The sequence below is a fragment of the Symbiopectobacterium purcellii genome (genome assembly GCF_019797845.1).
Classification (GTDB): domain Bacteria; phylum Pseudomonadota; class Gammaproteobacteria; order Enterobacterales; family Enterobacteriaceae; genus Symbiopectobacterium; species Symbiopectobacterium purcellii.
In genome coordinates this window covers 1,289,256-1,316,147 of the sequence record NZ_CP081864.1, presented here as the reverse complement: position 1 = coordinate 1,316,147, position 26,892 = coordinate 1,289,256, and the positions used below count along the sequence as shown (strand labels likewise).

The 26,892-nt window shown below is 53.7% G+C and carries 29 protein-coding genes and 1 riboswitch; of the genes, 20 read left to right on the top strand and 9 right to left on the bottom strand.

The window, feature by feature from the left end; all coding sequences use genetic code 11:
• Positions 1-15: 15 nt before the first annotated feature.
• The 7 genes from mrdA to lipA all read left to right on the top strand — a co-directional run bounded on the left by mrdA (position 16) and on the right by lipA (position 7,911).
• Entirely contained in the window at positions 16-1,920 is a 1,905-nt protein-coding gene (gene mrdA, locus K6K13_RS06145) for a peptidoglycan DD-transpeptidase MrdA (protein WP_222159984.1), read from the top strand.
• Positions 1,921-1,928: 8 nt separating this feature from the next.
• A complete protein-coding gene (gene mrdB, locus K6K13_RS06140; protein WP_222159983.1) occupies positions 1,929-3,041 on the top strand; it encodes a peptidoglycan glycosyltransferase MrdB in 1,113 nt (370 codons plus the stop codon).
• Between the two features lie 14 nt (positions 3,042-3,055).
• Positions 3,056-4,162, top strand: coding sequence for an endolytic peptidoglycan transglycosylase RlpA (rlpA, locus tag K6K13_RS06135; RefSeq protein ID WP_222159982.1), 1,107 nt, complete (start codon positions 3,056-3,058; stop codon positions 4,160-4,162).
• A 166-nt stretch (positions 4,163-4,328) separates the two neighbouring features.
• A complete protein-coding gene (dacA, locus tag K6K13_RS06130; RefSeq protein WP_222159981.1) occupies positions 4,329-5,540 on the top strand; it encodes a D-alanyl-D-alanine carboxypeptidase DacA in 1,212 nt (403 codons plus the stop codon).
• A 124-nt stretch (positions 5,541-5,664) separates the two neighbouring features.
• On the top strand, positions 5,665-5,928 hold the full coding sequence (gene ybeD, locus K6K13_RS06125) for a DUF493 family protein YbeD (RefSeq protein WP_222159980.1): 264 nt from the start codon (positions 5,665-5,667) through the stop codon (positions 5,926-5,928).
• Between the two features lie 113 nt (positions 5,929-6,041).
• Complete coding sequence (lipB, locus tag K6K13_RS06120; RefSeq protein ID WP_222159979.1) at positions 6,042-6,731, top strand: lipoyl(octanoyl) transferase LipB; 690 nt, start codon at positions 6,042-6,044, stop codon at positions 6,729-6,731.
• A gap of 214 nt (positions 6,732-6,945) precedes the next feature.
• Positions 6,946-7,911, top strand: a complete 966-nt coding sequence (gene lipA, locus K6K13_RS06115; RefSeq protein WP_222159978.1) for a lipoyl synthase — start codon at positions 6,946-6,948, stop codon at positions 7,909-7,911.
• 101 nt (positions 7,912-8,012) lie between these two features.
• On the opposite strand, the gene tatE is transcribed toward lipA, so the two are convergent.
• A complete protein-coding gene (gene tatE, locus K6K13_RS06110; protein WP_222160988.1) occupies positions 8,013-8,222 on the bottom strand; it encodes a twin-arginine translocase subunit TatE in 210 nt (69 codons plus the stop codon).
• Between the two features lie 425 nt (positions 8,223-8,647).
• Positions 8,648-8,709: riboswitch (Fluoride riboswitch) on the top strand.
• A gap of 75 nt (positions 8,710-8,784) precedes the next feature.
• Between tatE and crcB the strand changes: the two genes are divergently transcribed.
• A complete protein-coding gene (crcB, locus tag K6K13_RS06105; RefSeq protein WP_222159977.1) occupies positions 8,785-9,168 on the top strand; it encodes a fluoride efflux transporter CrcB in 384 nt (127 codons plus the stop codon).
• Between the two features lie 53 nt (positions 9,169-9,221).
• On the opposite strand, the gene cspE is transcribed toward crcB, so the two are convergent.
• Positions 9,222-9,431: a transcription antiterminator/RNA stability regulator CspE gene (cspE, locus tag K6K13_RS06100; protein WP_222159976.1), complete on the bottom strand. Its 210-nt coding sequence runs from the start codon at positions 9,429-9,431 to the stop codon at positions 9,222-9,224.
• 220 nt (positions 9,432-9,651) lie between these two features.
• On the opposite strand from cspE, the gene K6K13_RS06095 reads away from it, so the two are divergent.
• Complete coding sequence (locus K6K13_RS06095) at positions 9,652-10,350, top strand: aspartate/glutamate racemase family protein (RefSeq protein ID WP_222159975.1); 699 nt, start codon at positions 9,652-9,654, stop codon at positions 10,348-10,350.
• Positions 10,351-10,541: 191 nt separating this feature from the next.
• Here K6K13_RS06095 and ypfM read toward each other — a convergent pair whose 3' ends face one another.
• Entirely contained in the window at positions 10,542-10,604 is a 63-nt protein-coding gene (gene ypfM, locus K6K13_RS23805; RefSeq protein ID WP_430361292.1) for a protein YpfM, read from the bottom strand.
• A 197-nt stretch (positions 10,605-10,801) separates the two neighbouring features.
• Between ypfM and K6K13_RS06090 the strand changes: the two genes are divergently transcribed.
• From K6K13_RS06090 to K6K13_RS06075, 4 genes are read left to right on the top strand one after another with little or no spacing between them, the layout of a single operon-like run.
• Positions 10,802-11,164: an ArsC family reductase gene (locus K6K13_RS06090; RefSeq protein ID WP_222159974.1), complete on the top strand. Its 363-nt coding sequence runs from the start codon at positions 10,802-10,804 to the stop codon at positions 11,162-11,164.
• 1 nt (position 11,165) lies between these two features.
• Positions 11,166-12,293: a succinyl-diaminopimelate desuccinylase gene (dapE, locus tag K6K13_RS06085; RefSeq protein WP_222159973.1), complete on the top strand. Its 1,128-nt coding sequence runs from the start codon at positions 11,166-11,168 to the stop codon at positions 12,291-12,293.
• Positions 12,290-12,964, top strand: a complete 675-nt coding sequence (locus K6K13_RS06080) for a M15 family metallopeptidase (RefSeq protein WP_222159972.1) — start codon at positions 12,290-12,292, stop codon at positions 12,962-12,964. The genes dapE and K6K13_RS06080 overlap by 4 nt, the downstream gene beginning before the upstream one ends.
• A 2-nt stretch (positions 12,965-12,966) precedes the next feature.
• Positions 12,967-13,155, top strand: coding sequence for a YpfN family protein (locus K6K13_RS06075; protein WP_195314740.1), 189 nt, complete (start codon positions 12,967-12,969; stop codon positions 13,153-13,155).
• 49 nt (positions 13,156-13,204) lie between these two features.
• On the opposite strand, the gene K6K13_RS06070 is transcribed toward K6K13_RS06075, so the two are convergent.
• The gene (locus K6K13_RS06070) at positions 13,205-14,110 is read right to left on the bottom strand and encodes a LysR family transcriptional regulator (protein WP_222159971.1); all 906 of its coding nucleotides are present in this window, start codon (positions 14,108-14,110) and stop codon (positions 13,205-13,207) included.
• A gap of 548 nt (positions 14,111-14,658) precedes the next feature.
• Between K6K13_RS06070 and K6K13_RS23110 the strand changes: the two genes are divergently transcribed.
• From K6K13_RS23110 to K6K13_RS06040, 7 genes are all read left to right on the top strand, one after another.
• On the top strand, positions 14,659-14,931 hold the full coding sequence (locus K6K13_RS23110; RefSeq protein ID WP_252120433.1) for a hypothetical protein: 273 nt from the start codon (positions 14,659-14,661) through the stop codon (positions 14,929-14,931).
• A 36-nt stretch (positions 14,932-14,967) separates the two neighbouring features.
• Positions 14,968-15,981 (top strand): CitMHS family transporter, encoded by a 1,014-nt coding sequence (locus K6K13_RS06065; protein ID WP_252120432.1) that lies wholly within the window; start codon positions 14,968-14,970, stop codon positions 15,979-15,981.
• 49 nt (positions 15,982-16,030) lie between these two features.
• Entirely contained in the window at positions 16,031-17,371 is a 1,341-nt protein-coding gene (locus K6K13_RS06060) for an acyclic terpene utilization AtuA family protein (RefSeq protein WP_222159970.1), read from the top strand.
• Positions 17,371-17,670 carry an AtuA-related protein gene (locus K6K13_RS06055; RefSeq protein ID WP_222159969.1) on the top strand — a complete coding sequence of 100 codons (300 nt, stop codon included), beginning with the start codon at positions 17,371-17,373 and terminating at the stop codon, positions 17,668-17,670. Before K6K13_RS06060 ends, K6K13_RS06055 begins: the two co-directional genes overlap by 1 nt.
• A 504-nt stretch (positions 17,671-18,174) precedes the next feature.
• On the top strand, positions 18,175-18,777 hold the full coding sequence (gene atoD, locus K6K13_RS06050) for an acetate CoA-transferase subunit alpha (RefSeq protein WP_222159968.1): 603 nt from the start codon (positions 18,175-18,177) through the stop codon (positions 18,775-18,777).
• Positions 18,777-19,424: a 3-oxoacid CoA-transferase subunit B gene (locus K6K13_RS06045; RefSeq protein ID WP_222159967.1), complete on the top strand. Its 648-nt coding sequence runs from the start codon at positions 18,777-18,779 to the stop codon at positions 19,422-19,424. Before atoD ends, K6K13_RS06045 begins: the two co-directional genes overlap by 1 nt.
• Before the next feature lie 10 nt (positions 19,425-19,434).
• Positions 19,435-20,619 (top strand): acetyl-CoA C-acetyltransferase, encoded by a 1,185-nt coding sequence (locus K6K13_RS06040; protein ID WP_222159966.1) that lies wholly within the window; start codon positions 19,435-19,437, stop codon positions 20,617-20,619.
• Between the two features lie 39 nt (positions 20,620-20,658).
• On the opposite strand, the gene K6K13_RS06035 is transcribed toward K6K13_RS06040, so the two are convergent.
• The 5 genes from K6K13_RS06035 to K6K13_RS06015 all read right to left on the bottom strand — a co-directional run bounded on the left by K6K13_RS06035 (position 20,659) and on the right by K6K13_RS06015 (position 26,885).
• Positions 20,659-22,329: a methyl-accepting chemotaxis protein gene (locus K6K13_RS06035; RefSeq protein WP_222159965.1), complete on the bottom strand. Its 1,671-nt coding sequence runs from the start codon at positions 22,327-22,329 to the stop codon at positions 20,659-20,661.
• A 584-nt stretch (positions 22,330-22,913) separates the two neighbouring features.
• Positions 22,914-23,531: an esterase gene (gene ypfH, locus K6K13_RS06030; RefSeq protein WP_222160987.1), complete on the bottom strand. Its 618-nt coding sequence runs from the start codon at positions 23,529-23,531 to the stop codon at positions 22,914-22,916.
• Positions 23,532-23,712: 181 nt separating this feature from the next.
• Positions 23,713-24,117 carry an NUDIX hydrolase gene (locus K6K13_RS06025; protein ID WP_222159964.1) on the bottom strand — a complete coding sequence of 135 codons (405 nt, stop codon included), beginning with the start codon at positions 24,115-24,117 and terminating at the stop codon, positions 23,713-23,715.
• 7 nt (positions 24,118-24,124) lie between these two features.
• Positions 24,125-24,706, bottom strand: coding sequence for an LOG family protein (locus tag K6K13_RS06020; RefSeq protein ID WP_222160986.1), 582 nt, complete (start codon positions 24,704-24,706; stop codon positions 24,125-24,127).
• A gap of 64 nt (positions 24,707-24,770) precedes the next feature.
• Positions 24,771-26,885 (bottom strand): tRNA(Met) cytidine acetyltransferase TmcA, encoded by a 2,115-nt coding sequence (locus K6K13_RS06015; protein WP_222159963.1) that lies wholly within the window; start codon positions 26,883-26,885, stop codon positions 24,771-24,773.
• Positions 26,886-26,892: the final 7 nt, after the last annotated feature.

Genomic DNA, 26,892 nt, shown 5'->3' with positions numbered 1-26,892 from the left:
CGAAATAGTTGCCGGATGAAAACAGAACATAAACCCTTTCGTGATTATTCGGCGGAATCCGCCCTTTTCGTACGTCGTGCTTTAGTGGCGTTCATCGGCATTTTGCTGCTTTCCGGCGTGCTGGTGACCAATCTGTACCATTTACAAGTGGTGCGCGTTGATGACTACCGCACACGTTCAAACGCAAACCGCATCAAGCTGGTGCCCATCGCGCCCAGCCGCGGCATCATTTACGATCGCAACGGTATTCCACTGGCGCTAAACCGCACCATTTACCAGCTTGAACTGGTGCCAGACAAAGTTGATAACCTGCAAGATACGCTGGCTGCGCTGAAACCCATCGTCAATCTCACTGATGATGATCTGGAAAACTTCGAGAAAGAACGTAAACGCTCACGCCGCTTCACCTCCATTCCAGTCAAAACTGCCTTAAGCGACGTTGATGTTGCCCGTTTTGCCGTCAACCAGTACCGTTTTCCCGGCGTGGAAGTCAAAGGCTATCAACGCCGCTATTACCCGTATGGTTCAGCACTCACCCATGTCCTCGGATACGTATCAAAAATCAACGATAAAGACGTAGAGCGACTGAGCAAAGAAGAAAAAATTGCCGATTACGCCGCCACGAGTGACATCGGTAAACTGGGTATTGAGCGCTATTACGAAGATATTCTGCACGGTAAACCCGGTTATGAAGAGGTGGAAGTCAATAACCGTGGCCGCGTTATCCGTCAGTTACATGAGCAGCCACCGCAGGCAGGCCAGGACATTTACCTCACTATCGATCTCAACCTGCAAATCTACGTTGAAAAACTGCTGGAAGGCAGCCGTGCTGCGGTGGTGATTATCGATCCGCGCGATGGTGGCCTGCGCGCACTGGTTTCCACGCCAAGTTACGATCCCAACCTGTTCGTTGATGGTATCTCGACCAAAGATTATCGCGCACTGCTTAATGATCCCAACAAACCACTGATCAACCGTGCCACGCAAGGGCTGTATCCTCCGGCTTCAACGGTGAAACCCTATATTGCCGCCTCTGCGTTAAGCGCCAATGTCATTACGCCCACCACCTCGCTGTTCGATCCCGGCTGGTGGCAGCTACCGGGTTCGGAAAAACGGTTCCGCGACTGGAAAAAATGGGGCCATGGCCGCTTGAATGTGACCAAATCGCTGGAAGAATCTGCAGATACCTTCTTTTATCAGGTCGCTTATGACATGGGTATCGATCGCCTGGCTGAATGGATGAACAAGTTCGGCTACGGCGAATACACCGGTATCGACCTGGCGGAAGAACGTTCAGGAAATATGCCCACGCGCGAATGGAAGCAAAAACGCTTCAAACGTCCTTGGTATCAAGGGGATACCATTCCGGTCGGCATCGGTCAAGGCTACTGGATTGCCACTCCGATTCAAATGGCGAAAGCACTGACGACGCTTATCAACGATGGCAACGTGAAAACCCCGCATTTGCTTTATAGCGCGCGCAATAGCGGCGTCATCGTACCTTATCGTCAACAAGAAGCGTCGCGGCTTAGCGATGTGCGCGCCAGCTATTGGGAAATTGCCAAAGACGGGATGTACGGGGTTGCTAACCGTCAGAACGGTACTGCGCATAAATTTTTCGCCGATGCGCCGTATAAGATCGCGGCAAAAACCGGTACGGCGCAGGTATTTGGCCTGAAAGAAAATGAGACCTACAATGCACATAAAATCGCCGAACACCTGCGCGACCACAAACTGCTGACGGCATTTGCCCCCTATAACAATCCCAAGATTGCTATCTCAATCGTTTTGGAGAATGGCGGTGCCGGCCCTGCGATCAGCGCCTTGGTACGCCAAATGCTCGACCACATTATGCTGGGCGATAACAACACCGAATTGCCCGATGCGCCACCGAGCGCACCCGGTTCTGAAAGCGAGTAACCGCCGCCATGACTGAAAGCCAACAAAAAAGGTCGATCTGGACCAAGATTCATATCGACCTGCCCTTCCTGCTCTGTATCCTGGCGCTGCTGGGGTACAGTTTATTCGTGATGTGGAGCGCCAGCGGCCAGGACATCGGCATGATGGAGCGTAAAGCGGCACAGATAGCCATTGGGCTTGCCGTGATGATCGTCATGGCGCAAATTCCGCCGCGCGTCTACGAAGGCTGGGCACCCTATCTCTATATCGTGTGTGTCATTCTGCTGATCATGGTGGATGTGTTCGGCCAGATCAGTAAGGGCGCACAGCGCTGGCTCGATCTTGGCTTTGTGCGTTTTCAGCCGTCAGAAATTGCCAAAATTGCCGTACCGCTAATGGTGGCTCGTTTTATCAACCGTGATATGTGCCCACCGTCGCTGAAAAATACCGGGATCGCCCTGGTATTAATCTTTTTGCCGACCCTGCTGGTGGCGGCGCAACCCGATCTGGGCACGTCGATTCTGGTCGCGGCATCCGGCCTGTTTGTGCTTTTCCTCGCAGGTATGAGTTGGCGACTGATCGCCGTGGCGCTGGTGTTGCTTGCGGCGTTTATTCCCGTACTCTGGTTCTTCCTGATGCACGATTACCAACGCGCCCGCGTGATGATGCTGCTCGATCCGGAAAGCGACCCGCTGGGTGCAGGCTATCATATTATTCAGTCCAAGATTGCTATTGGCTCCGGAGGCTTGTCGGGTAAAGGGTGGTTACAAGGCACCCAGTCACAGCTCGAGTTTCTGCCAGAACGCCATACCGACTTTATTTTTGCCGTATTGGCAGAGGAGTTGGGATTGATTGGGGTGCTGATTCTGATCGCCATGTATCTGTTTGTCATCATGCGCGGTCTGGTGATTGCCGCCAATGCCCAGACCTCGTTTGGCCGGGTGATGGTCGGCGGCCTGATTCTCATTCTGTTTGTCTATGTTTTTGTTAACATCGGTATGGTGAGTGGCATATTGCCTGTGGTCGGGGTACCGCTCCCACTTATCAGTTACGGCGGCTCGGCGTTGGTGGTGTTGATGGCCGGATTTGGCATCGTGATGTCAATCCACACGCACCGTAAGATGCTCTCGAAAAACTTATAAAATGAGGTAAACACATGCGTAAGGACTGGCTTTGGATCGGCATCGTCACCTTGATGCTTGCAGCCTGTACCACCACGGAAGCCCCGCGAGCACCGATCACGCCGACCCCGGCTTATAACGGTCCGGTGGAAGAGATTGGCGGAGCCGAGCCGCGCTATGAGCCCTATAATCCCAGCACGTTGCAGGATTACACCATCAAGGGCAAAACCTACAAGGTTGTCCAGAACGCACAGAACTTCTCCGAGGTCGGTCTGGCAACCTGGTATGGCGCTGAAGCCAACGGTAATCGTACCTCTATCGGCGAAATCTTCGATCCCAACGCCATTACCGCGGCGCACCCGACGCTGCCATTACCCAGCTATGTCCGCGTGACAAACCTGAGCAACGGCCGCCGTTTAGTGGTGCGCGTGAACGATCGCGGCCCGTATACGCCGGGCAGAATCATCGATCTGTCCAAGGCGGCTGGCGATCGCCTCAATATCTCCAACAACACCAAAGTGAAAGTTGAAGCGATTGTGGTCGCGCCGGATGGCACGCTGTCCGGGCCAGGCACCATTGGGACCTCCGTTGCCAAACAGAGTTTCGCCTTGCCCGATCGCCCCAACCTCGGTGCCAGCGGGTTGGGTACGCCGATGATGGAAACCAGTGCGCCGACAGCCATTGCCAGCCGGCCCGTCAACAACAGTGCTCTCAGCGAACACCGTAACGGCGACATGCCTGCCAGCAGCACCAGTGCAGGCCAAAGCGGATTTTTGGGTGCCCCGACGGCCCTGCGTTCTGGCGTATTGGAAGATACCCATGCCGCTACGCCCACAACCAGCGCACCAGCAGCCACGACAGCTCGCCCGCTTGCTGTGACCCCCGCAGCGACACCCCTTGGCAACAGTAACGGACGCTATCTGGTGCAAGTTGGGGCGCTGAGCGACCCACAGCGCGCGCAAACCTGGCTGAAGAGCCTGAGCGAACGCTTCCGCGTGACGGGGAAAGTGACGCCCAGCAACGGGTTGTATCGCGTTCAGCTTGGCCCTTTTCAAAACCGCCAACAAGCCACTGACCTTCAGCAACGTTTGGCAACAGAAGCGCAGCAGCACGCCTTTATCACAGCGGCAGACGCGCAATAATCCTCTCTTGCCCCTGCCCGCCACCTGTTAACGTGCGGGCATGGGGTTGTTACGCCATTCTGCTTTAGCAAAATCACGTAACGGAATGTCTGGTGCCGCGCTATAACGCATCTGCTATAGTACGGCTCGTTTTTAACTTCACTCCACGGATGTTGTAGTTCCAATCATGAATATTGTTATCACGTCTCGTTTCACCCTAGGTACAGCGCTGGGCACGCTGCTTGCCGTCAGCGTTGCCACAACGGCCCATGCGGAAGACGTCAATCTCAAGACGATGATCCCCGGCGTACCACAAATCGACGCCGAGTCGTACATCCTGATTGATTACAACTCTGGCAAAGTGTTGGCGGAAATGAATGCCGATACGCGCCGCGATCCCGCCAGCCTGACCAAAATGATGACCAGTTATGTTATCGGACAGGCATTGAAATCCGGCAAGATCACGCAGAATGACATCGTGACCGTCGGTAAAGACGCCTGGGCAACCGGCAACCCAACCTTTCAGGGATCGTCGCTGATGTTCCTGAAACCGGGCGATCGCGTACCGGTTTCACAACTCAGCCGTGGCATCATTCTGCAATCGGGTAATGATGCCTGCGTTGCGATGGCAGATTATGTGGCGGGTAGCCAGGATGCCTTCGTTAGCCTGATGAATAACTATGTGAAAGCATTGGGTTTGCAGAACACCACATTCCAGACCGTGCACGGTCTGGATGCACCGGGGCAGCACAGCTCCGCGCGCGATATGGCGCTGATTGGTCAGGCACTGATTCGCGATGTGCCGGATGAGTACGCCATTTATAAAGAAAGAGAGTTCACCTTTAACAACATCAAGCAGACCAACCGTAATGGCCTGCTGTGGGACAGCAGCCTGGCCGTCGACGGCATCAAAACCGGCCACACCAATGCGGCAGGTTACAATCTGGTTGCCTCTGCCACTGAAGGTCAAATGCGTTTGATCTCAGTAGTGATGGGCGGACGCACCTTCAAAGGCCGCGAAACCGAGAGCAAAAAATTGCTCACCTGGGGTTTCCGTTTCTTTGAAACCGTTGCTCCGCTGAAAGCAGGCAAAGAGTTTGCGTCTGAGCCCGTCTGGTTCGGTGATAGCGACAGAGTGTCCCTGAGCGTGGAAAAAGATGCCTACCTCACCATTCCGCGCGGCCGGATGAAAGATCTGAAAGCCAGCTACGTGCTCAATAACACGGAACTGCACGCACCGCTGAGCAAGAACCAGGTGGTCGGCACCATCAACTTCCAGTTGGATGGTAAAACCATTGAGCAGCGTCCGCTGGTCGTGATGAATGAAGTGAAAGAAGGGGGCATTTTTGGCCGCCTGTTTGACCACATTCGCCTGATGTTCCATCGCTGGTTGGGCTAAGCCCTTGGATTAGCCATTTTTGGCCCCATATTCAGAGATGATTACTCCCGCTGCGGCGGGAGTTATACTTTATGTTGAACCAAACGCTATCATCAGCATGGGCACCGATCCATCTGGAGAACACATGAAAACCAAACTCAATGAACTGCTCGAATTTCCCTGCTCATTCACCTACCGGGTGATGGGACACGCGCAGCCAGAATTGGTAGACCGCGTTGTCGAAGTGGTGCAACGCCATGCGCCGGGTGACTATAGCCCACAGGTCAAACCGAGCAGCAAAGGTAATTACCATTCGGTTTCCATCACCATGACTGCCACGCACATTGAGCAAGTCGAGACGCTCTATGAAGAGCTGGGCGCTATCGATATCGTGCGCGTCGTGCTGTAAGGGCATGACCCTGCCTGGCCGGATAATCGCGGGAAAATGTGTTTCAGTGCTGTTCGCTGGCGCTTCCCGCGACTATAATCGGCTCCATTGTTTTCCTTAACCTGAAGATCACGATGTTGCTACAGGATAAGATCATCGTACGTCAGCTTGGCGTACAACCCTATGAGCCAGTCTCATTGGCGATGCATCAGTTTACCGATTCGCGTGACACACAGAGCGCAGATGAGCTTTGGTTGGTGCAGCACCCTCCCGTTTTTACCCAAGGTCAGGCAGGCAAGGCAGAGCATCTGCTCACTACCGGCGATATTCCGGTGATCCAGAGCGATCGCGGCGGTCAGGTGACCTATCATGGGCCGGGTCAGCAAGTGATGTATGTGCTGGTGGATTTAAAACGCCGAAAAGTGGGTGTGCGAGAGCTGGTCACCGCCATTGAAAATACCGTGGTCGGTACGCTGGCGCAGTTCGGCATCGTCGCTCATGCCCGCGCCGATGCGCCAGGTGTGTATGTGCAAGAATCAAAAATCTGTTCACTCGGTCTGCGTATTCGCAAAGGCTGCTCTTTTCATGGACTGGCACTCAACATCAACATGGACCTGACGCCGTTCTTGCGCATTAACCCGTGCGGCTATGCGGGTATGGTGATGACACAGGTCAGCCAGCAAGCACCCGCTGTGACAGTGGCAGATGTCGCCCCCGTATTGGTAACCACCTTTATGCAACAGCTTGGTTACACGCAACAAGCGCCGCTGGTATGGGATTGGGCCACTCAGGGGGCGCCCACACCGCGCAATAGGTTGGCGTGAGAAAGCGCCATTTGTTTTATGCCTATCGGCGCCAAATCACATTCCGTTTACATTATTTATGCATTTGTGCGACGTAAAGGCTGAATGTCAGACAGCAATGATGGTATAATTTTTTATAGTTTTTAAAAAAAAGTTTAATTAGAAACATAATCCATTGAATCATAGAGCTTAAATCATGATTCAACCTGTGATTCAGAACTGGAACCTGGCTATCATGAGTAAACCGATTCAGATGGAACGCGGCGTTAAATACCGCGATGCAGACAAAATGGCACTCATCCCGGTACGCACCGTCGTCACTGAGCGGCAGGAGCTACTGCGTAAACCTGAATGGATGAAAATCAAGTTACCTGCCGATTCCAGCCGTATTCAGGGCATCAAGGCGGCCATGCGCAAAAACGGCCTGCATTCCGTCTGTGAAGAAGCCTCCTGCCCGAATCTGGCCGAATGTTTCAACCACGGCACGGCAACCTTTATGATTCTGGGTGCCATTTGTACCCGCCGTTGCCCATTCTGCGACGTGGCACACGGTCGCCCGGTGACGCCTGATGCCAATGAGCCGGAGAAACTGGCGCAGACTATCCATGACATGGGGCTGCGCTATGTGGTTATCACCTCCGTTGACCGGGATGACCTGCGCGACGGCGGCGCACAGCACTTCGCCGACTGCATCGCCGCTATTCGCCGTAAAAATCCGCACATTCGCATTGAGACGCTGGTGCCCGATTTCCGCGGCCGTATGGATAAAGCGTTGGATATCCTGAACGTAACGCCGCCGGACGTGTTCAACCACAATCTGGAAAACGTACCGCGCCTCTACCGTCAGGTACGCCCTGGTGCTAACTACGAGTGGTCATTGAAGCTGCTTGAGAACTTCAAAGCCATGCATCCTGAAATCCAGACCAAATCCGGCCTGATGGTTGGGCTGGGGGAAACCAACGCAGAGATCGTTGAGGTAATGCGTGACCTGCGCCGCCACGGCGTCACCATGTTGACGTTAGGGCAATATTTGCAGCCGAGCCGTCATCACCTGCCGGTGAAACGTTATGTGAGCCCGGAAGAGTTTGACGAGATGAAAGCCGAAGCGATGGCGATGGGCTTTACCCACGCAGCCTGCGGCCCGTTCGTGCGTTCGTCGTATCACGCCGATCTGCAAGCAAAAGGCATTGAGGTTAAGTAAGCGCCTCGGGGGGTAACAATATTTAGTTACACATTGCCCCTGCTACTCGTAGACCTCAGCAAAAGGGCAGCCCAATGGGCTGCCCTTTTTGATTACGGTGATTAGTCCTTGTTATGACGAATTTCACCGGCAGGTGCTGCATCATCCCCTGCGGTGGTCGGTTTCACTGACTGATCGTCATTCATCGCTTTCTTGAAGCCTTTAATTGCTGCCCCCAAGTCACCGCCCAACGAGCGCAGTTTATTGGTGCCGAACAGTAAAACAATCAGTGCGCCAATCACCAATAGCTTGGCAATGCTAATACCTTCCATCACACACCTACCTGATTACGAATACTGGAATACCAGCGAAAAAATACCGATATTGTTTATTTATGCTTACTACAGCGCGAACACAACATCCATTTGTAACAAAATTAGACCCTACTCCTGATACGTCTATTGCCAGTGTTTGAGTCCAGATACTTCTATACCCTAAATAATTCGAGTTGCAGGACAACATGTTTAGGTTTTGAACAGCGCCTGCGCTGGCCCGCAGGGTGAACCTCAAGGATGAGGTTCATTCATCCCACTGTGCTTACTGAAGTAAGTGATTCAGGTGAAAAATCTGCCGGGAGCCGATTTGAACGCCGCGAGCGGTGGCCTCGTAAGCGGTGAGGTCAGGGATGGGCCGAATAACGCGTGTAGCCAACGCATCTGCAACTTGAAGTATGACGGGTATAGCCGCTACACTGTTTTTGTCATATGGAGATGGCATTCCTCCCTAACCGCCTTTTGGGCTGATGATGCCTACGTACGCCTCAGAGCAGGCGCGTAGGAGTCTGCCCGCTCTGAATCACTTTCAACGTAAAATAATGCACAACACGAGGTCATTATGTGGATGATGTTTCTGGCCGTATTTATTGGCGGCGGAGCGGGAAGCGTCGCCCGGTGGGTATTGGGCATGCGCTATAACACGACGACAGTGTCAGTACTGCCAGTAGGCACGCTGATGGCAAACCTGATTGGCGCTTTTGTCATTGGTGGCGCCCTCGCCTACTTTTCGCGTCATGCGGAAGTACCGCCACATTGGAAGCTGCTGATAACCACTGGGCTGTGTGGCGGATTAACCACATTTTCCACCTTCTCGGCGGAGACCTTCCTGTTTATCAACCAGGGTCAACTCTCAGCGGCAGCCATTAACATTCTGTGTAATCTGGTAGGCTCGCTGCTCATGACGGCGCTGGCATTCGCACTGGTCAACTGGCTGGTATCCTGAAAACAGGATAAAAAAAACCCGCCATAAGGCGGGTTTTCAAGAAATCGGTATTATTAAATAGCGATAACGTTAGCCGCAGATGGGCCTTTAGCACCGTCAGTGATTTCAAACTCTACGCGCTGACCTTCAGCCAGAGTTTTGAAGCCATTGCTCATGATTGCAGAGAAATGTACGAATACATCTTTGCTGCCGTCTTCCGGAGTGATGAAACCAAAACCTTTGGACTCATTGAACCACTTAACGCTACCTTTAATCTTAGACATCAAACTTACCTTTAACATGAATGAAAGACACAAAATGTGTGTCCGGTACAGTACAGCAATTAGTAACGCATTTGTCCAGTTGAACTTGGATAAAAAGTGATGAAAATCGCTAAATATACGCTCCGATTTACCAATAGTTTGAAATGAGACACCTTTGTTACCGTTTTCTCCCCACACACTGTGTCGGGCAACCGTAAATGACCCTCAGGATAAACGAACGATGAAAACCCTTGGATTGATCGGCGGCATGAGTTGGGAATCCACCGTGCCCTACTACCGTCTGATTAACGAACGCATTCAGCAGCGTCTGGGTGGCTTACACTCGGCGAAACTGATACTGCACAGCGTAGACTTTCATGATATCGAGCAACTCCAGGCACAAGGCGCATGGGAGCAGGCGGCACAGCAGCTTTCTGACATTGCCCTCGGGCTACGTCGGGCAGGCGCAGAAGCGATCGTCATCTGTACCAACACCATGCACAAGGTGGCTGAGCCGGTAGAAAACGCCTGCCAATTACCGGTATTGCATATCGCCGATGCCACTGCTGACAGTCTGAAACAGCGTGGCATGACGCGCGTCGGCTTATTGGGGACTCGCTATACCATGGAGCAGGATTTCTACCGTGGCCGCTTACGAGAGCGCCACGGCATCGATGTCATTGTTCCACAACCCGATCAACGCGACGAGATCAACCGAGTCATTTACGAAGAGCTGTGCCGCGGCATAGTGAATGACCGTTCACGGCAAGCATTTAGCACCATCATCGATCAACTGGCCCAGCAAGGTGCTGAGGGCGTGATTCTGGGCTGCACTGAAATTCCCCTTTTAATCCATCAATCTGATACAAAAATTCCCCTTTTTGATACCAGCTATCTGCATGCCATTGCTGCGGCAGATTACGCGATAAAAAATAACTAATTGATATATAATCATAAATACATCTACCATTGTTTTAAATCACAATTTCCTGAGTAAAACACTCAAGATTTCCTCATTTTACCCATGAAAAAAGGCAGTCAGAACGTTCTGGCTGCCTTTGCATTGGGTGGAATGTTGTTCCTGGTTCTGTACTCAAATCTATCAATGGGAAAAAACTAGGTAACCGATAATTATTTTTTACGTAGCATTTCTTCAATGAAGTCTTTCCAGTGACGCACTTCTACTTCTATCATCATGTCCCCCTGGTGATTAACTGCGGCCAGTATACACCCACTTTTTAACCAGCGAAACGTTTTCCTGTCGAATAAAAAGCGAACACGATCCCATTCTGAGCAGATTGCATCGGTGGATCTCCCGGCCATTTTTCGGCATGCTGACACATTCACCTGCCGCCTTAATGGCCTCCCGATGAGAAAGGACTGTTATCACCATGACGCTGATGATGTACGGTATCAAAAACTGCGATACCATCAAAAAAGCACGACGCTGGCTGGAAGCGCATCAGATTGCCTATCAGTTTCATGATTACCGTGGCGATGGGTTGGAACATGCGCAATTAACCGCCTTTATTCGTCTTGTCGGTGATTGGCAACCGTTGCTCAATACGCGCGGAACCACCTGGCGCCAGTTAAGTGACGCTGAGCGCGCCGCTGTCACCGATCCCGAAAGCGCCTGCGCCCTGCTGCTGGCCCATCCAGCCTTGATCAAACGCCCGCTACTGGTGAGCGGCGAGCGCGCCCTGTTAGGCTTCACGGCCGAAAGTTACCACGCCTTTACCGCGGAGAAAGAGTGAGATGTCCTGCCCCGTTTTAGAACTTGCACAAGAATTGATTAAACGCCCATCGCTCAGCCCGCGCGATGAAGGGTGTCAAGCACTACTGATTGAACGCCTGAAAGCGGTGGGCTTTACCATTGAAAAAATGGATTTCGGCGATACCGAAAATGTCTGGGCATGGCGCGGTGAAGGCAAAACGCTGGCGTTTGCCGGGCATACCGATGTGGTTCCGAGCGGTGATGCCAGCCGCTGGCAGCACCCACCGTTTGAACCTACCCTGCGCGATGGTTTTTTGTATGGGCGCGGCGCGGCAGACATGAAAGGGTCAGTTGCCGCCATGGTGGTGGCCGCCGAGCGGTTTGTACGGGCAAATCCCCATCATCAGGGCCGCCTGGCGTTTTTGATCACCTCAGATGAAGAAGCCAGTGCGGTAAACGGCACGGTGAAGGTGGTTGAAGCGTTAATGGCACGTAATGAGCGCCTGGATTACTGTCTGGTGGGTGAACCTTCCAGCACCACCAAACTGGGCGACGTGGTAAAAAACGGGCGTCGTGGCTCTATCACCGCCAATCTGACCGTACACGGGGTTCTGGGCCACGTGGCCTATCCGCATCTGGCCGACAACCCGGTGCATCGCGCTATGGAAGCCCTGAATGAGTTGGTCGGCACCGAATGGGATCAGGGTAATGCCTTCTTCCCCCCCACCAGCATGCAAATTGCGAACATCAACGCGGGCACTGGCAGCAATAACGTGATCCCCGGCGAGCTGTTTGTGCAGTTTAATTTCCGCTTTAGCACAGCGTTGACGGACGACGTGATTAAAGCCCGCGTCGCCGCCCTCTTGGATCGCCACCAGCTTAACTACACGCTAAACTGGAACCTCTCCGGCCAACCCTTTTTAACCCCGCCGGGGGATCTGGTCGATGCCGTGGTGACCGCCGTTGAGCATTACAGCGAAATCACCCCGGAGTTGCTGACCAATGGTGGCACGTCGGATGGGCGCTTTATCGCGCAGATGGGCGCACAGGTGGTAGAACTTGGCCCGGTAAACACCACCATCCACAAAGTGGACGAGTGCGTCAGCGCCGCCGACCTGCAATTACTGAGTCGCATTTATCAACGCATTATGGAGCAGCTCATCGCATGATGACGCACGCCATGCTCACGGGGAAAACCCGTGAGCACCTTGTCCCGCTCGGTGAGACACACAGCCTGCAACCGGCCGCCCTCGCCGCCTTTACTGGCTTACAGCAGGCGGCTGCGCGTGATGGCTTTCAGCTACAGCCCGCCAGCACCTTTCGTGACTTTGCCCGCCAGCGCCACATCTGGAATCAAAAATTCAACGGCGAGCGCCCGTTGCTGGATAAAAACAGCCAGCCGCTGGTGGCAGCAGCGCTTTCTGTGGCGGAACGCTGTGCCGCGATATTGCGCTGGTCTGCCCTGCCGGGCGCCAGCCGCCATCACTGGGGCACTGAACTTGATATCTACGATCCGTCACGCCTACCTCAGGGTGCCCGCCTGCAACTGGAGCCGTGGGAATATCAGGCGGACGGTTATTTTGCTGAACTGAACGACTGGCTTACTGCGCATATGGCGCAGTTCGATTTTTACCGCCCCTTTGCCCACGACCGCGGCGGCGTAGCGATAGAACCCTGGCACATCAGCTACCACCCCTTGGCCAGACCGGCGGCGCAACAGTTGACGCCAGAGGTTATTCTGGAAGCCTGGCAACATGAAGATATCGCGGGAGATGCTTGGTTACGCCCGCACCTGCCTGATATTTTTTCCCGCTTTATCATGAATATTGATGAGGATTGAACATGTCGTGGCTGGCTGATTACTGGTGGGTGATTCTGATTATTCTGGTTGGCATGGTAATTAATGGCATGAAAGAACTGAGCCGCCTCGACCATAAACGCTTTCTCAAGAATAAACCGGAACTGCCTCCTCACAGAGACAACAATGCCGAGTGGGATAAAGAAGATGACTGGCCGGAGAAAAAACCCTGATGGTTTCCTCTTCCAGCCCATGCCCGGTGGGCCGTTTTTTAATAAAGCGTCAGGATACTGAGCGCGGGGTGAAACTCTCCGCTTTTTCCAGCAAAAATTCATAGAACTCTTTGGCACATTGCGACAACTGCCGCTCTTTGTCGGTCACCAGATAGATGCCACGCTGTAACGACAGATCGCGAAACGGCACAATTGCGATATCTTTGTGCTGAAACTGAAACAGCGTCAGGCCAGTCACAATGCTCACCCCATAGTTGGCCGCAACCAGCCCCATCATGGTGGTCAGTTGACGCACTTCAAGCACGTAGTTAAAACTGTGCGGCGCCATCAGTTGATCGGTGTACTGACGGATGCTGGTCCCCTGAGATAAGCCCACAAAGGCGTGCTGCGCCACTTCGGCAACGTCAACGCTCTGGCGCTGTGCCAGAGGGTGATTGCGATGGCAAATCAGGAAAAACTCATCGGCAAACAGCATTCGGGAACTGAACGTGCCCGGAGAAGGCTGACCTGCGGTTAATGCCAGATCCGCGCGCCCATCCAGAATAGCTTTTAGGCAGCGATCCCACTGCGTATCCAACAATTCAACCTTGATATCAGGATGTGCGCGATGATGCTGTGCCAGCACCTTCGGCAACCATTCCACCGCCATTGAGGGCAACACTGCCAATACAATTTTGCCTTTGTATCCGGTGGCATACGACTGAATCTCCACGACGGCGTCATCATGTGACTGAATGAGTCGACGAGCAATATCAATAAAGTGGATGCCATTTCCGTTTAACTGTACCTTGCGCGTATCACGGTCAAAAAGACGATATCCCACCTCATCTTCCAATGTCGCGATCAACGCGCTAAAGGCAGGCTGCGACAAGTTTATTTTCTGCGCTGCCCGGGTAAAGTTTTCAGTTTCCGTGAGCGCAATAAATGCCCTCAATTGTTTTATGGATAAGTTCATAACACCTCTATCTGAAATATACCCGTCGTAATTCAAGTTGCAGAACAAAACGTTAACGTTTTGTTCTGCAACTCGAATTATTTTGGGTATAGACCTTACACATCGGTAAAAAATTAACAAACTTTATTTCAATCAAGCGACTTATTTTGTTTTTATGATCACTGCCACAATTATTTAATCTTATTTGGCCTTCAGATAAAAGATGCAATTGCTACATTTTGAAGCAGAATCACAACACCTCACCTACGCCTATCGAAAATTATTCTTCGATATCATTTCAAAACAATCAGTTACCTATATATAGGTAATTTATGTCTATTTATTTGATCTGCAAATAGAATAAACCAATTCTGTTTTCAAATGAATCCATTGCCATTATGAGTTAGTCTGAACCAATTCCAAATGATAAAAATAGCGCAGCCAACAATATCTGTTCTGGGTTAGGCGTTGATTTTCATGTTTGTTATAAAAAAACGATATTTTTTAACATAATCGTTAAACCAGCATGCATTGTCAACTGCGCACAATAATAAGTAGAGGAGTGCTGTATGTTAGCGTTAATCGGGGTGCTCACCATTGCCACCCTATTATTTTTCATCATGACCAAACGAATGTCACCGCTGGTGGCATTGATTGTCATTCCGATTGCTGGAGCATTATTAGCAGGAAGCGGTACTGACACAGCAAAATACGTCGTGGACGGGATCACCAAACTGGCACCGATGGCCGCCATGTTTGTGTTTGCCATCTGCTTTTTCGGCGTCGTTACCGACGCTGGCATGTTTGATCCTATCATTCGCGGCATCTTGCGCATGGTGTGAACCAGCCCGGTAAGGATCATTATCGGTACTGGGGTATTGGCCCTGCTGGCACACCTGGATGGCAACGGTGCGGTCACCTTCCTGATCACGGTGCCAGCCATGCTACCGCTGTTTAACAAGCTGGGCATGGACAAACGCATTCTGGTAGGTATCACCGCCCTGAGCGCCGGTGTGAACTTCCTGCCGTGGACCGGACCGATGATCCGCGCCTCAGCGGCATTGAACATATCTACCCACGACCTGTTTATCCCGTTAATCCCTGCGCAGATTTGTGGCCTGGTCTTCATGGTGCTGATGGGCTACTACTGGGGTAAGAAAGAGGAGAAACGCCTGGGTCTGTCGGGTAGCAACCCGCTGGCGGGTAGCTCTGCGTCGTTCGATGCCCAACAGCACGTAAAAGAACTGACTGACGAAGAGAAAGCGCTGCGTCGTCCACACATGTTCTGGATCAACATCGCGCTGGTAGTGTGCGTGATTGGCACCATGGTCTTCACCAAGATCTCGCCGACCGTGGCCTTTATGGTCGCGCTGACCGTCGCACTGATGGTGAACTATCCCAATGTTGAAATGCAGAAAGCACGTATCAATGCGCACGCCAAAGCAGCACTGATGATGGCCAGTATCCTGTTCGCCGCAGGTGCCTTCACCGGCATCATGGGTGGCGCCGGTATGCTGAAAGCCATGTCTGAAGCGGCCGTCGGCTTCGTTCCTCCAGCACTGGCATCTCACATTCCGTTCGTGGTGGGTCTCATCTCCATGCCGCTGAGCCTGGTGTTTGACCCGGACTCTTATTACTTCGGCATCATGCCCGTTATCGCTCACACCGGCGAAATGCTGGGCGTCCCGGCCATTCAAGTGGCACAGGCCTCCGTATTGGGTCAGATGACCACCGGTTTCCCCGTCAGCCCGTTGACCCCAGCCACGTTCCTGCTGTGCAGCCTGGCAGGCGTCGATTTGGCCGACCACCAGAAATTCTCTATTCCCGTGCTCTGGGCAGCCAGTGTCGTCATGACATTTGCCTGCGTCATCTTTGGTGTGTTCCCGCTTTAAGCGCCAGTACACCGTAACCAGAGCCGTTTTAAATATAGAAGGTAAAGCTATGAAAACTATCCGTATAGGTTCCGGCGCAGGCTATGCCGGCGATCGCATCGAGCCCGCTCTTGAGCTCGCGCAAAAAGGCGATATCAACTACCTGGTATTCGAATGCCTGGCAGAGCGCACCATCGCTATCGGCCAGAAACAGAAGCAGCAAAACCCGGAAAAGGGCTACAACGAGCTGCTGGCAGACAGAATGTACGCGGTGCTGCCAACCTGTCTGGAAAAAGGTATCAAAATCATCACCAATATGGGTTCTGCCAACCCAACGGCAGCGGGCCAGCGCGTGCTGGAGATCGCCAAAGAACTGGGCGCCACACAGCTGAAAATTGCCGTGGTCACCGGTGATGACGTTCGCGATGTATTGATTCAACAAGATGCACGTCTGGATGAAATCGGCCAGCCAGTTTCTACCTGCGGTAAAGAGATCCTTTCCGCCAATGCCTACATGGGCGCTGATGCCATGGTCAAAGCGCTGCATGACGGTGCAGACATCATTATCGCCGGACGCGTATCTGACCCGTCGCTGTTCCTGGCACCGATGATGTATGAATTCAACTGGGCAGCCGACGATTGGGAACACTTGGGCAAAGGCACCTGCCTTGGTCACCTGCTGGAATGTGCTGGACAGATCACCGGTGGTTACTATGCCGATCCTGGCTTCAAGGATATTCCGCATCTGGAGCGCCTTGGCTTCCCGATCGCGGAAATTGACGAAAACGGCGATGCGGTTATCACCAAAGTTGCCGGTTCTGGCGGCCGGGTTTGCGTGGACACCTGCAAAGAGCAGATGCTGTATGAAATCCACCGTCCGGACAGCTATATCACTCCCGATGTCGTGGCCGATTTCACCGGTGTCACCTTCACTCAGGTGGGTGAAGACCGGGTTCGCGTTCAAGGTGCCACGGGCCGCGCCAAAACCGACACGTTGAAAGTCTCCGTCGGCTATCAGGATGGCTTTATCGGCGAAGGGGAAATTTCCTACGCTGGACCGGGTGCTGTCGCGCGCGGACGTCTGGCGCTCGATATCGTCAAAGGCCGTTTTGAAGTATGCGGTTTCGCACCGTCAGAAGTGCGTTTCGATTTGATTGGCGTAGACGCGCTGCACGGCGCAGAACGTTCTCAACGCAGCGAGCCTTATGAAGTGCGCGCGCGCGTGGCCGCTCGCTGCGCCACTCGCGCACAGGCAGTGAAAGTGGGCAACGAAGTGGAAACGCTGTACACCAACGGCCCTGCGGGTGGCGGTGGCGTCAATAAAGGCGTTAAAGAGATTCTGGCCATGGATTCCACCCTGCTGGCGCGCGCTTTCGTTACCCCAGCGGTTAACTACCTGGAGATCAAATAATGAAACTACGTGAAATCGCTCACTCCCGCACTGGCGACAAAGGCAATACGTCGAATATCTCGCTGATTGCTTATCGTGCGGAAGATTTTGAGAAAATCAAAACGGCCGTTACGGCGGAAAAAGTTAAAGCCTGGTTTGCCGATATCGTCACCGGTGACGTCGTTCGCTACGAACTGCCCGCCATTGGCGCGCTGAACTTTGTCATGTATGGCGCACTGGGTGGCGGTGTTACCCGCTCACTGGCGCTGGATATGCACGGCAAAGGGCTGAGTGCAGCCATTCTGGACATGGATATCTAAACGATTGCCACGGGTTCGCCCGTGGTACGGCTAAAAGCGTATACCCTAAATAATTCGAGTTACAGGACAAAACGTTAACGTTTTGAACAGCGCTTGCGTTGGCCCTTTAGGGCGAGACGCATTTATGCGTCTCGTAACGCGGCAAGAGAAGGAATCCCAATGAACTTACTCAGGTAAGTGATTCAGGTGACAAATCTGCCGGGAGCAGATTTGAACGCCGCGTGCGGCGGCCTCGTAAAAGGTGAGGCCCAGGGATGGGCCGAATAACGAACGCAGCCAGCACACCTGTAACGTGAAGTATGACGGATATAGTGGGGCAACGACTATTGCCCCACTATACCACCCGATTATCTGGATAACGATTTTCGAAAATTATCACTAATTTTCGATGGGATCGCCGTTGCCTAAAAACAGCAATAGCGTCCTTTGATTGATGGAGTAGCTGAATAATGAAAAACAAAATCAGTGATGCCAGTTATTTCCGATCTTTATTAAAAAGACGGAATGACAATTATGTTCGGTGGTTTTATGGGTGTCGGAACCCCGGATTTATTGGTAAAAGAAATCATCAAATCCGGCGTCACTGATTTAACCCTGATTGGTAATGACACGGCATTTCCTGACACCGGCGTTGGCCCATTAATTGCCAACGGTCAGGTTAAAAAAGTCATCGTTTCACACATTGGCACCAACCCGGAAACGGGCAAGCGCATGATTGCCGAAACGCTGGATGTCGAGCTGGTACCACAGGGCACACTGGCAGAACGTATTCGCAGTGGCGGCGCCGGACTGGGTGGTTTTCTCACCCCGACAGGGGTTGGCACTGTGGTGGAAGAAAATAAACAAAAAATCACCCTCGATAATACGACCTATTTATTGGAATTACCGTTAAAAGCCGATCTTGCCATTATTCAGGCAAGCATCGCTGACACCCGTGGAAATCTGATTTATCACCTTACCGCCCGTAATTTTAATCCTCTGATAGCACTTGCCGCAGACAACGTGGTGGCGCAATGCGAACAGGTTATTCCTGTCGGCCAATTAGCGCCGGAATGCATTGTGACGCCTGCTGCACTGGTCGATCACCTTTATGTTGGAGAAAAATAATGGACGCTAAATCAATTATTGCTCGCAGCGTCGCGCTGGAGTTAAACGACGGCGACGTTGTGAATTTAGGGATTGGCCTGCCAACTCAGGTCGCCAACTACGTCCCCGAGGCCATTGAAGTAACCTTCCAATCGGAAAACGGCTTTCTCGGTTTAGGTGCCATTACCGACATCGACACCAATCTGGTTAACGCGGGTGGACAACCCTGCGGTATGGTGCCGGGCGCGGCGATGTTTGACAGCGCCTTCTCCTTCGCGCTGATCCGCGGTGGTCACGTTGACGTGTGCGTACTCGGCGGTTTGCAGGTGGATGAACATGCCAACCTCGCCAACTGGGTGGTGCCCGGCAAAATGGTGCCCGGCATGGGCGGTGCCATGGATCTGGTGGTTGGTGCTAAAAAAGTGATCATTGCGCTGGAGCACTGCGCTAAAAACGGTGCACCTAAACTGCTGCATGAATGTACCTATCCCCTGACCGCCGCCAACAAAGTCAGCATGGTGGTCACCGAACTGGCGGTATTTGAATTTATCGACCAGCAGATGGTGCTGCGCGAAATCAGCCCGGATATCACCCTCGACGAACTGCTCCAGAAGACAGAAGCCAACTTCATTGTCTCCGACGACCTGCAACCGTTAAAAGTCCACTAAGGAGACCCTGATGAACACACAAGATTCCGTGGTAATTGTAAGCGCTAAACGTACTGCGATCGGTAAATTCGCGGGCAGTCTGGCCACAACGTCCGCCGTTGAACTGGCAAGCACCACGATAAAAGACAGTCTGTCATCCCTGCCGCAGGGTTTGAAAATTGATGAAGTGATGCTGGGCAATGTGCTGAGTGCCGGTTTAGGCCAAAACCCGGCGCATCAGGCGAGTCAGGCTGCCGGGCTCGGCATTGAAACGCCCGCCTTTACTGTCAGCAAAGTGTGCGGCTCCGGCCTCAAAGCGGTAGCGCTCGGTGCACAATCCATTGTTGCCGGCGACAATCAGGTCTGTATCGCGGGAGGTATGGAAAACATGAGTGCCGCCCCTTACCTGCTGGAGAAAGCGCGTCAGGGTTACCGCATGGGCGATGGCAAATTAATCGATTCCATGATCAAAGACGGTCTGTGGTGCGCTTTCAATGATTACCATATGGGAATCACGGCCGAGAATATCGCCAAACAGTACGGCTTTACGCGGGAAGATCAGGATGCTGTCGCTTTCGCATCGCAGCAAAAAGCTGCCGCTGCACAGGCCAGCGGTCGCTTTGAGGCTGAGATCACCCCGATTGCGCTGCGCGTGAAAAAAGAGACGCGTATCTTCAATCAGGATGAATTCGTGCGTGCCGAGACCACGTTGGATTCATTGGGTAAACTGCGCCCGGCGTTCCTGCCGGACGGCACCGTCACGGCGGGCAACGCCTCGGGAATCAACGATGCGGCCGCAACGCTGGTGCTGATGCGGGAATCGGAAGCTCGTCAGCAGGGGATCACGCCGCTGGCACGCATTCGCAGTTGGGCCTCAGCCGGTGTTCCGAGCGAGGTGATGGGATTAGGTCCAATTCCTGCCACCCAAAAAGCGCTGATCAAGGCAGGACTGACCATTCAGGATATCGATCTGATCGAAGCCAATGAGGCGTTTGCGGCACAATTCCTGGCCGTACAGCGCGATTTGGGTCTGGACCCGGAAAAAGTTAACGTCAACGGCGGCGCGATTGCGCTGGGCCACCCGATCGGTGCCAGCGGTGCACGTATTCTGGTTACGCTTGTCCACGCGCTGCACAGCTACGACAAAACGCTGGGGCTGGCAACGCTGTGCATTGGCGGCGGCCAGGGCATCGCGCTGATCGTTGAACGCCTGTAACCGGGCCGCAGCACGCCTCACGGCCCCGTGTTAAGCGGTCTAAAACGCCTCCCAGTTGTGTTCTGATCGACGCCCGGAGGCGTTTTTCACCGCAGGTAATAATCCTTGCGTACCGCGTGTAAACGGCTGTGCCGCAGCAGGCGGCACGCTTTGGTTATTGCCAATATTGAATGCCGACACGGCACCTTGTAAAAAGCCCGCTTGCTCCTCCAGAGAGGCTGCCGCAGAGGCGGATTCTTCTACCAGCGCCGCATTCTGCTGCGTCACCCGATCCATTTCGCTCACCGCTTGTCCCACTTGATCGATGCCACGGCTTTGCTCATCGGACGCCGACGCAATATCGCCCATAATATCGGTCACGCGACTCACCGCCGTGACAATTTCCTGCATGGTGTCTCCCGCTTCCCGCACTTGCATCGCCCCGGTGCTGACGCGATTGACCGAATCGTCAATCAGGGTCTTGATCTCTTTGGCCGCCTGCGCGCTGCGCTGTGCCAGCGTGCGCACTTCGCCTGCCACCACGGCAAAACCACGGCCTTGATCGCCCGCTCGAGCGGCCTCCACAGCGGCATTCAGTGCCAGAATGTTGGTCTGAAAAGCAATACCATCGATCACATTGGTGATATCCGCGATTTTTTGCGAGCTGTCGGAAATCTGGTTCATGGTGATCACCACATGGCTGACTTTTACCCCACCTTTGTCTGCCGTCTCCGACGCCTCTTTTGCGACCTGCGCCGCCTGCCGCGCGCTGTGTGAGTTCTGTTTTACCGTGGCGGTCAACTGTTCCATGCTGGCAGCGGTTTCGCCCAGCGACGCGGCCTGCTGCTCAGTACGCGATGACAGATCGTTGCTGCCTGCCGAGATCTCGCTGGCACCGGTGTAAATCGACTGTGCACTGTCACGCACCGCGCTTACCGTATCAATTAATGAACGCTGCATATGATGCAAACCGGTGGCAAGCTGGCTCATCTCATTTCGTCCTTCAACGTCAATCGACTGTGTCAGATCGCCTTTGGCAATCGCATTGATATGGCGCATCAGTGCACGCAATGGTTGCAGCAAGATACGCTGTAACCCTACCCAACTGAGCACGATCACCAGCACCACCAGCAGTGAAATAGCCCCTAATAGCCACAACATCTCCTGAAAAGCACGATGGTTATCGCGCAGTCCATTATCGGCTACCTGCGTTTGCGCCTCACGCCATGCCAGGTAGTTTTCTTGCATCGCCACATTGAGCGGTGCCGCCCCCTCATGCAGTTTCATTGCCGCCCCGGCCAATCCTCCGGCCAGCGAATTGACGATATCGTTCAACAGTTTCTGATAAACGACATAACTCTCTTCCAGTTTTTTGATCAGCGCCGGATCCACCCCCGGCGACGGCGGAAGGGCCTGATAGGCCTTGTAGCGACTTTCGGAACTGGCAATGCGCTCCTTCGCCATTTGCAGCAGCGACTGCATCGCGTCTTTATCCGCATTTCCCATCATCATATTTTGAATCATGGTACCGACGGCAATACGCGTTTGATTCATCATAATCCAGGCATCGGTAAACGCCGCCACGCTTTGATTCGCACGCTGTGAAGCCTGAAATCTTTCTCGGTCATTGACCAGCGCACGCATGGAAAGTGCACCGGTGAGAAATTGTGAAATACCCAGAGTTAAGAGAACAACAATAAGAATGGTCACAACTTTTATACGTTTGAACATATAACACCCTTATTTCCTAAAAGGACGTGACATGTATATACCCTCAATGATTCGCGCCGCGCCATTGACGCAATGATGCAGCGGCAAGAATAACCGGCGTTAAAGAGGCCAGCGACGCAAATACATATGGGTATAGCGGGAAAAACGTCAGACATTATGGTGTGTATATACCCTAAATAATTCGAGTTGCAGGACAAAACGTTAACGTTTTGAACAGCGCTTGCGCTGGCCCTTTAGGGCGAGACGCATTTATGCGTCTCGTAACGCGGCAAGCGAATGAACCCCGATGAGCTTACTCAAGTAAGTGATTCGGGTGAATGAACGTAGCCAACGCACCTGCAATTTGAAGTATGACGGGTATAGTGCACTACCGATGCAATGCAACACATAAACAGTGCAATAACATCGTCGGCCATTCAACGTTATTTAAATATGGAAAAATTCACTTTTTATATGGACAGAAAAACTACTCAACATGATTTTGGCGCGATATCTCATTCAGTGCGGAGGGGAAATAGCGAGGAAGGGCAAAGAAAAATAAAGGCGATTCATGGGTAGAACCGCCTTACCAGCAACGTGAGTGGTTATGCCAGATAACCCAGCGCCTGTTGCAGCATCAGACCATCAATCGAGTGACCTACCCCCGCAATCATATCGAGTGAATGCGCACTGCCTAACGAATGCATGCGCTGAGCAGCAGCCTGTGCATGCACAGGCAAAATCACGCTGTCCTGTTCTCCGTGGATAAAATGCACCACCGCTGGCGTCAATGCAGATTCAGGCAACGAGGCAAAACGGCCGCTAAAGGCGATAACCGTACCGGCAATCCTCGGGTTCGCCTTGAGCGCTTCCAGAGACATGATGGTCCCCTGCGAAAACCCAACCAGCACGGTATGTGCAGCATCGACCCCAACCTTATCCTGCCAATGGCGCACCGTTGACAAAAATCCCGGTATCGCCGCATCAACGCGCGCCTGACGGTTCTCTTCGGTCACCCCTTGCACGGAGAACCACTGACGCCCGGCGCCCCATTCGGTGCTTTCTGGCCCATTGAGACTGACAACACAGGCATCCGCCAAGGCATCGGCGAAATAACGCCCCAGTGCCGCCATACCGTTGGCACTGTCGCCAACACCGTGAAACAGCAGGACCAAACGCTGCGCCTGCTCCGGTTGTTGTACTGTAATTGCATCGCTCATGATATATCCCGTTTTGTCGTGGTATTCCAGCATGATACCCCTGCGGCTATCGCGTGCTATCGGGATTTATTGAACAAGTCATTCCATTATTTCCAATGACACGCCCTCACCTCGTTCACCCCATAGGCAGGAAAGAAAAAGAGAAATACCAGGCTGACACAGTGGTCAGCCTGTCACAACGGCATCAAAATGCGGCGGCAAGGGGCAATAATTGTTGCTGAGTCAACGGGGCCAGGCGCAATGTCGTCGGCGCGGTTGGGTTAACCCAGGCGATTTCGGCAATTTCAGCCGCCGGAGTTACGCTACTCACCCCCTGCACCCGGTACACATCGGCTTCAACAACATACCCAGGCTCATTGACCGCGTGATCGGAAAAATGACCAAGATACGTCAGATCCGCTATCGCAATCTGAATCGACAATTCTTCTTTCAGTTCGCGCACCAGCGCCTGCTCTGACGTTTCACCGGGCTCCATTTTCCCCCCCGGTTGCATAAATGCCGTTGTGCCCTGCTTGCGAACCAGCAGGCAGGCACCTGTCGCATCGGTGATCACGGCAGCGGCAATGCGAATCACACGGGACGTCTCCATCACTGTCTCACCCTACCTGACGAAACGCAGGCGTCCACTTATGCGGCGGCGTATAAGTGGCGAAAACGCGCAGAATATCCTCAATGCTGTCGGAAAACGTGAGCATATCGGCATAGGGTTGCTTCATAAAACCCTGACAGACCATCGTCTCATTCATGGTTTTCAACGGGTCAAAATAGCCGTTAACATTGAGAAACGCGCAAGGTTTGTCATGGATCCCCAATTGCGCCCAGGTCCACTGTTCAAAAATCTCTTCCAGCGTCCCCGGACCACCCGGCATCGCGATAAAACCATCGGCAATCTGCGCCATTTTGGCTTTACGTTCATGCATGTTTTCCACCACATGCAGCGTGGTCAGGCCCGGATGAGAAAGCTCTTGATCGGCCAGCAAGCGCGGCATGACACCAATCACCTTGCCGCCCTGTGCCAGCGCCGCATCCGCGACCGCGCCCATCAACCCGACACGGCCACCGCCGTAAACAATCGCAATACCGGCCTGCGCCAGCGCTTTTCCCGTCACGCGCGCCGCATCAATAAAAGCAGTATCACTTCCCGCACTCGAACCGCAAAAAATTCCCATCACCATAATATGTCGCTCTTCTCCATATCGATTACTGCGTATGCCGGCAGACAGGTCCATTCCGCCAAGGCATTTATTTATTCAATCGGAAACCACCCGGTTGCGTCCAGCGTTGCCAACGCGCACAGGTTGCTGCATCAAGCTCGGCAAGAGCCTGAGCCGTCTCCTCACGCCAGCGTTGTAACAGCGCTTTTTTACCGCTTAATGAAAACCGCGTCACCCCACGCTCTGGATCGTGCGGATGGGCATTGAGCAAACGCAACGCAGGCAGCGGCAGCCCGGAGCGTGCCAGCAGGGAGGTCAACGCGGCAAAAGTCGGCTCCATGCCACGATGCGCAAAAGCGAACCCGGCCAGACTGCGCCACTCGGCGTCATCGAGTCCGGCCAGACTGCGCCACTCGGCGTCATCGAGTATAGAACGATAGGATGCCGGCAGTTGCAACGGCAGTGCCAGAGGGATGAGGCGGCGCAAGGCTGTCCATTCCTGAGCAAGACGCCGTTCGGCACGCCTGACCAGTTGCCGACCTTCTTCACTGATAGGCAAAACCGCCATCGCGCTATAGCAGCCACTGCTCGCCTCGCGATGGCTGCCAATACGCACCAGTTGAAACCCGCAAGCCTGCCAGAATGCCCACAGTTCAGACTGATAGCCAAAGCTGACCGACAGAAAATCAATACCCTCATTGCTCGCGGTATCTCGTTGTGCGGCAATCAGTGCATGACCCATCCCACTGCGCCGCTGCCCTGCGACAACCGCAATACGGCTGATACGCCGCGAACGTAAACACGGGGCTTGCCACTCATCACCGTGCGCTGCCAATGATTGTGCCACCAGATTACCGCGTGGGCGACGACGCCCCGCCCACACCTCATGCGCTAACGCGGGTGACAGACCGCCTTCATCAACCCACCAGGCTACACCGCACAACGCCTCGCCCCGTTGGGCGCCGTAGAGATGCATATCGGGCGCATCCAGCAAGCGCCGCAAATCAAGCGGTGAGGTGCGGTAATGCGCGCTGCATAGTAAGGCATAATACCAATGCAAACCTGCCGGTTCGCTCAACCACGCTGTCGCCAGACATTTCGTCACGACAGCAGGCACTCTCGCGTCCCCCAGATTCAGGGCATCGACATCGGTAAACGTGTCACGAAAAAGCAGGGCCTGATCCAGAAAACGCTCCAGCGGATCGTCTGCGGCCCAGCGCAGTGGTTGATCCAACGTCAGTATGTCGCACTGTGGCAGCGAGGCACAAAATTTCAGCAGAAAACCACGCCCGGTTCCTTCATACCCTTGCACCGTCGTGAGCATCAATACGCGAGGGAAGTAGCTTACCAGCGCCTGCAACATTGGCGCAGGGATCGCCGCCGCCTCATCAATCAACAGCCAGTCAAGCGGCGGCGCAGATGACGATTGGCAATGTGCGAGCACGGCATCCGGAGCGTAAAACGGCAATTCAGCCCCAGCGTATTGCAGCAACTGAACGGCAGCATCGCGGGAAGGGGATGTCACCCAACAGACGCCTGTGCACTGCGCGGCCAGCATTCCCGCCAGCGTCGATTTACCGCGCCCGCGCGCGGCAGTAATCACATAAACGCCCGGTGCCGCAGCCTGTAGACGGGTCAGCAATGCCTGCTGCTGTGGCGTTGGATCACCACTGGGAGGGTGCCACGGTGCACGAGGAGCCAGCGGTTTTAGGGCGCCCTCTTCCCCCTGCCGCCACAGCGTGATTTCCTCATCCGCCAGCAGCTGTTGCTGAAAATGCGTAATGAAATTCGGGGTGGCTATCGCCTGCGATTGCTCACTCCAGCGCAGACTATCAGCATCGGGTTGTTGTGCCCACGTATTCCAGGGCGGGACCAGCAGCAGCAGCCAACTGCCCGCACGCAACGTGCCAGCCACGATCGCCAGCGCTTCCACATCCAGTCCGATACGGGCATCAAAGACGGCATGCTGATACTCCTGCCCCAGCAGCATCCGCGCTTTGCCAAAGGGTATGCTGTCAGGGTGCATGCCCCCCAGCCAAAGCCAATCCCCCGGCGTCTGTCGGCACAGCGCTTCCACCTGCCGTTGCACCCAATTCACCTCACCGCTGATAACCAGCAGGCGACGCGCGCCAACACGCTGCAGCAGCGTAGGATCGCCGTTCGCGTCAGCACTGAGCAGGTTTGGGGTAAGGAGCTCAGACATGTCAATA

What these genes read in the sequence shown, in the direction of transcription:
- mrdA (WP_222159984.1), top strand. Translation starts at nt 16, where the DNA reads ATGAAAACAGAACATAAACCCTTTCGTGATTATTCGGCGGAATCCGCC.
- mrdB (WP_222159983.1), top strand. Translation starts at nt 1,929, where the DNA reads ATGACTGAAAGCCAACAAAAAAGGTCGATCTGGACCAAGATTCATATC.
- rlpA (WP_222159982.1), top strand. Translation starts at nt 3,056, where the DNA reads ATGCGTAAGGACTGGCTTTGGATCGGCATCGTCACCTTGATGCTTGCA.
- dacA (WP_222159981.1), top strand. Translation starts at nt 4,329, where the DNA reads ATGAATATTGTTATCACGTCTCGTTTCACCCTAGGTACAGCGCTGGGC.
- ybeD (WP_222159980.1), top strand. Translation starts at nt 5,665, where the DNA reads ATGAAAACCAAACTCAATGAACTGCTCGAATTTCCCTGCTCATTCACC.
- lipB (WP_222159979.1), top strand. Translation starts at nt 6,042, where the DNA reads ATGTTGCTACAGGATAAGATCATCGTACGTCAGCTTGGCGTACAACCC.
- lipA (WP_222159978.1), top strand. Translation starts at nt 6,946, where the DNA reads ATGAGTAAACCGATTCAGATGGAACGCGGCGTTAAATACCGCGATGCA.
- tatE (WP_222160988.1), bottom strand. Translation starts at nt 8,222, where the DNA reads ATGGAAGGTATTAGCATTGCCAAGCTATTGGTGATTGGCGCACTGATT.
- crcB (WP_222159977.1), top strand. Translation starts at nt 8,785, where the DNA reads ATGTGGATGATGTTTCTGGCCGTATTTATTGGCGGCGGAGCGGGAAGC.
- cspE (WP_222159976.1), bottom strand. Translation starts at nt 9,431, where the DNA reads ATGTCTAAGATTAAAGGTAGCGTTAAGTGGTTCAATGAGTCCAAAGGT.
- K6K13_RS06095 (WP_222159975.1), top strand. Translation starts at nt 9,652, where the DNA reads ATGAAAACCCTTGGATTGATCGGCGGCATGAGTTGGGAATCCACCGTG.
- K6K13_RS06090 (WP_222159974.1), top strand. Translation starts at nt 10,802, where the DNA reads ATGACGCTGATGATGTACGGTATCAAAAACTGCGATACCATCAAAAAA.
- dapE (WP_222159973.1), top strand. Translation starts at nt 11,166, where the DNA reads ATGTCCTGCCCCGTTTTAGAACTTGCACAAGAATTGATTAAACGCCCA.
- K6K13_RS06080 (WP_222159972.1), top strand. Translation starts at nt 12,290, where the DNA reads ATGATGACGCACGCCATGCTCACGGGGAAAACCCGTGAGCACCTTGTC.
- K6K13_RS06075 (WP_195314740.1), top strand. Translation starts at nt 12,967, where the DNA reads ATGTCGTGGCTGGCTGATTACTGGTGGGTGATTCTGATTATTCTGGTT.
- K6K13_RS06070 (WP_222159971.1), bottom strand. Translation starts at nt 14,110, where the DNA reads ATGAACTTATCCATAAAACAATTGAGGGCATTTATTGCGCTCACGGAA.
- K6K13_RS23110 (WP_252120433.1), top strand. Translation starts at nt 14,659, where the DNA reads ATGTTAGCGTTAATCGGGGTGCTCACCATTGCCACCCTATTATTTTTC.
- K6K13_RS06060 (WP_222159970.1), top strand. Translation starts at nt 16,031, where the DNA reads ATGAAAACTATCCGTATAGGTTCCGGCGCAGGCTATGCCGGCGATCGC.
- K6K13_RS06055 (WP_222159969.1), top strand. Translation starts at nt 17,371, where the DNA reads ATGAAACTACGTGAAATCGCTCACTCCCGCACTGGCGACAAAGGCAAT.
- atoD (WP_222159968.1), top strand. Translation starts at nt 18,175, where the DNA reads ATGACAATTATGTTCGGTGGTTTTATGGGTGTCGGAACCCCGGATTTA.
- K6K13_RS06045 (WP_222159967.1), top strand. Translation starts at nt 18,777, where the DNA reads ATGGACGCTAAATCAATTATTGCTCGCAGCGTCGCGCTGGAGTTAAAC.
- K6K13_RS06040 (WP_222159966.1), top strand. Translation starts at nt 19,435, where the DNA reads ATGAACACACAAGATTCCGTGGTAATTGTAAGCGCTAAACGTACTGCG.
- K6K13_RS06035 (WP_222159965.1), bottom strand. Translation starts at nt 22,329, where the DNA reads ATGTTCAAACGTATAAAAGTTGTGACCATTCTTATTGTTGTTCTCTTA.
- K6K13_RS06025 (WP_222159964.1), bottom strand. Translation starts at nt 24,117, where the DNA reads ATGGAGACGTCCCGTGTGATTCGCATTGCCGCTGCCGTGATCACCGAT.
- K6K13_RS06015 (WP_222159963.1), bottom strand. Translation starts at nt 26,885, where the DNA reads ATGTCTGAGCTCCTTACCCCAAACCTGCTCAGTGCTGACGCGAACGGC.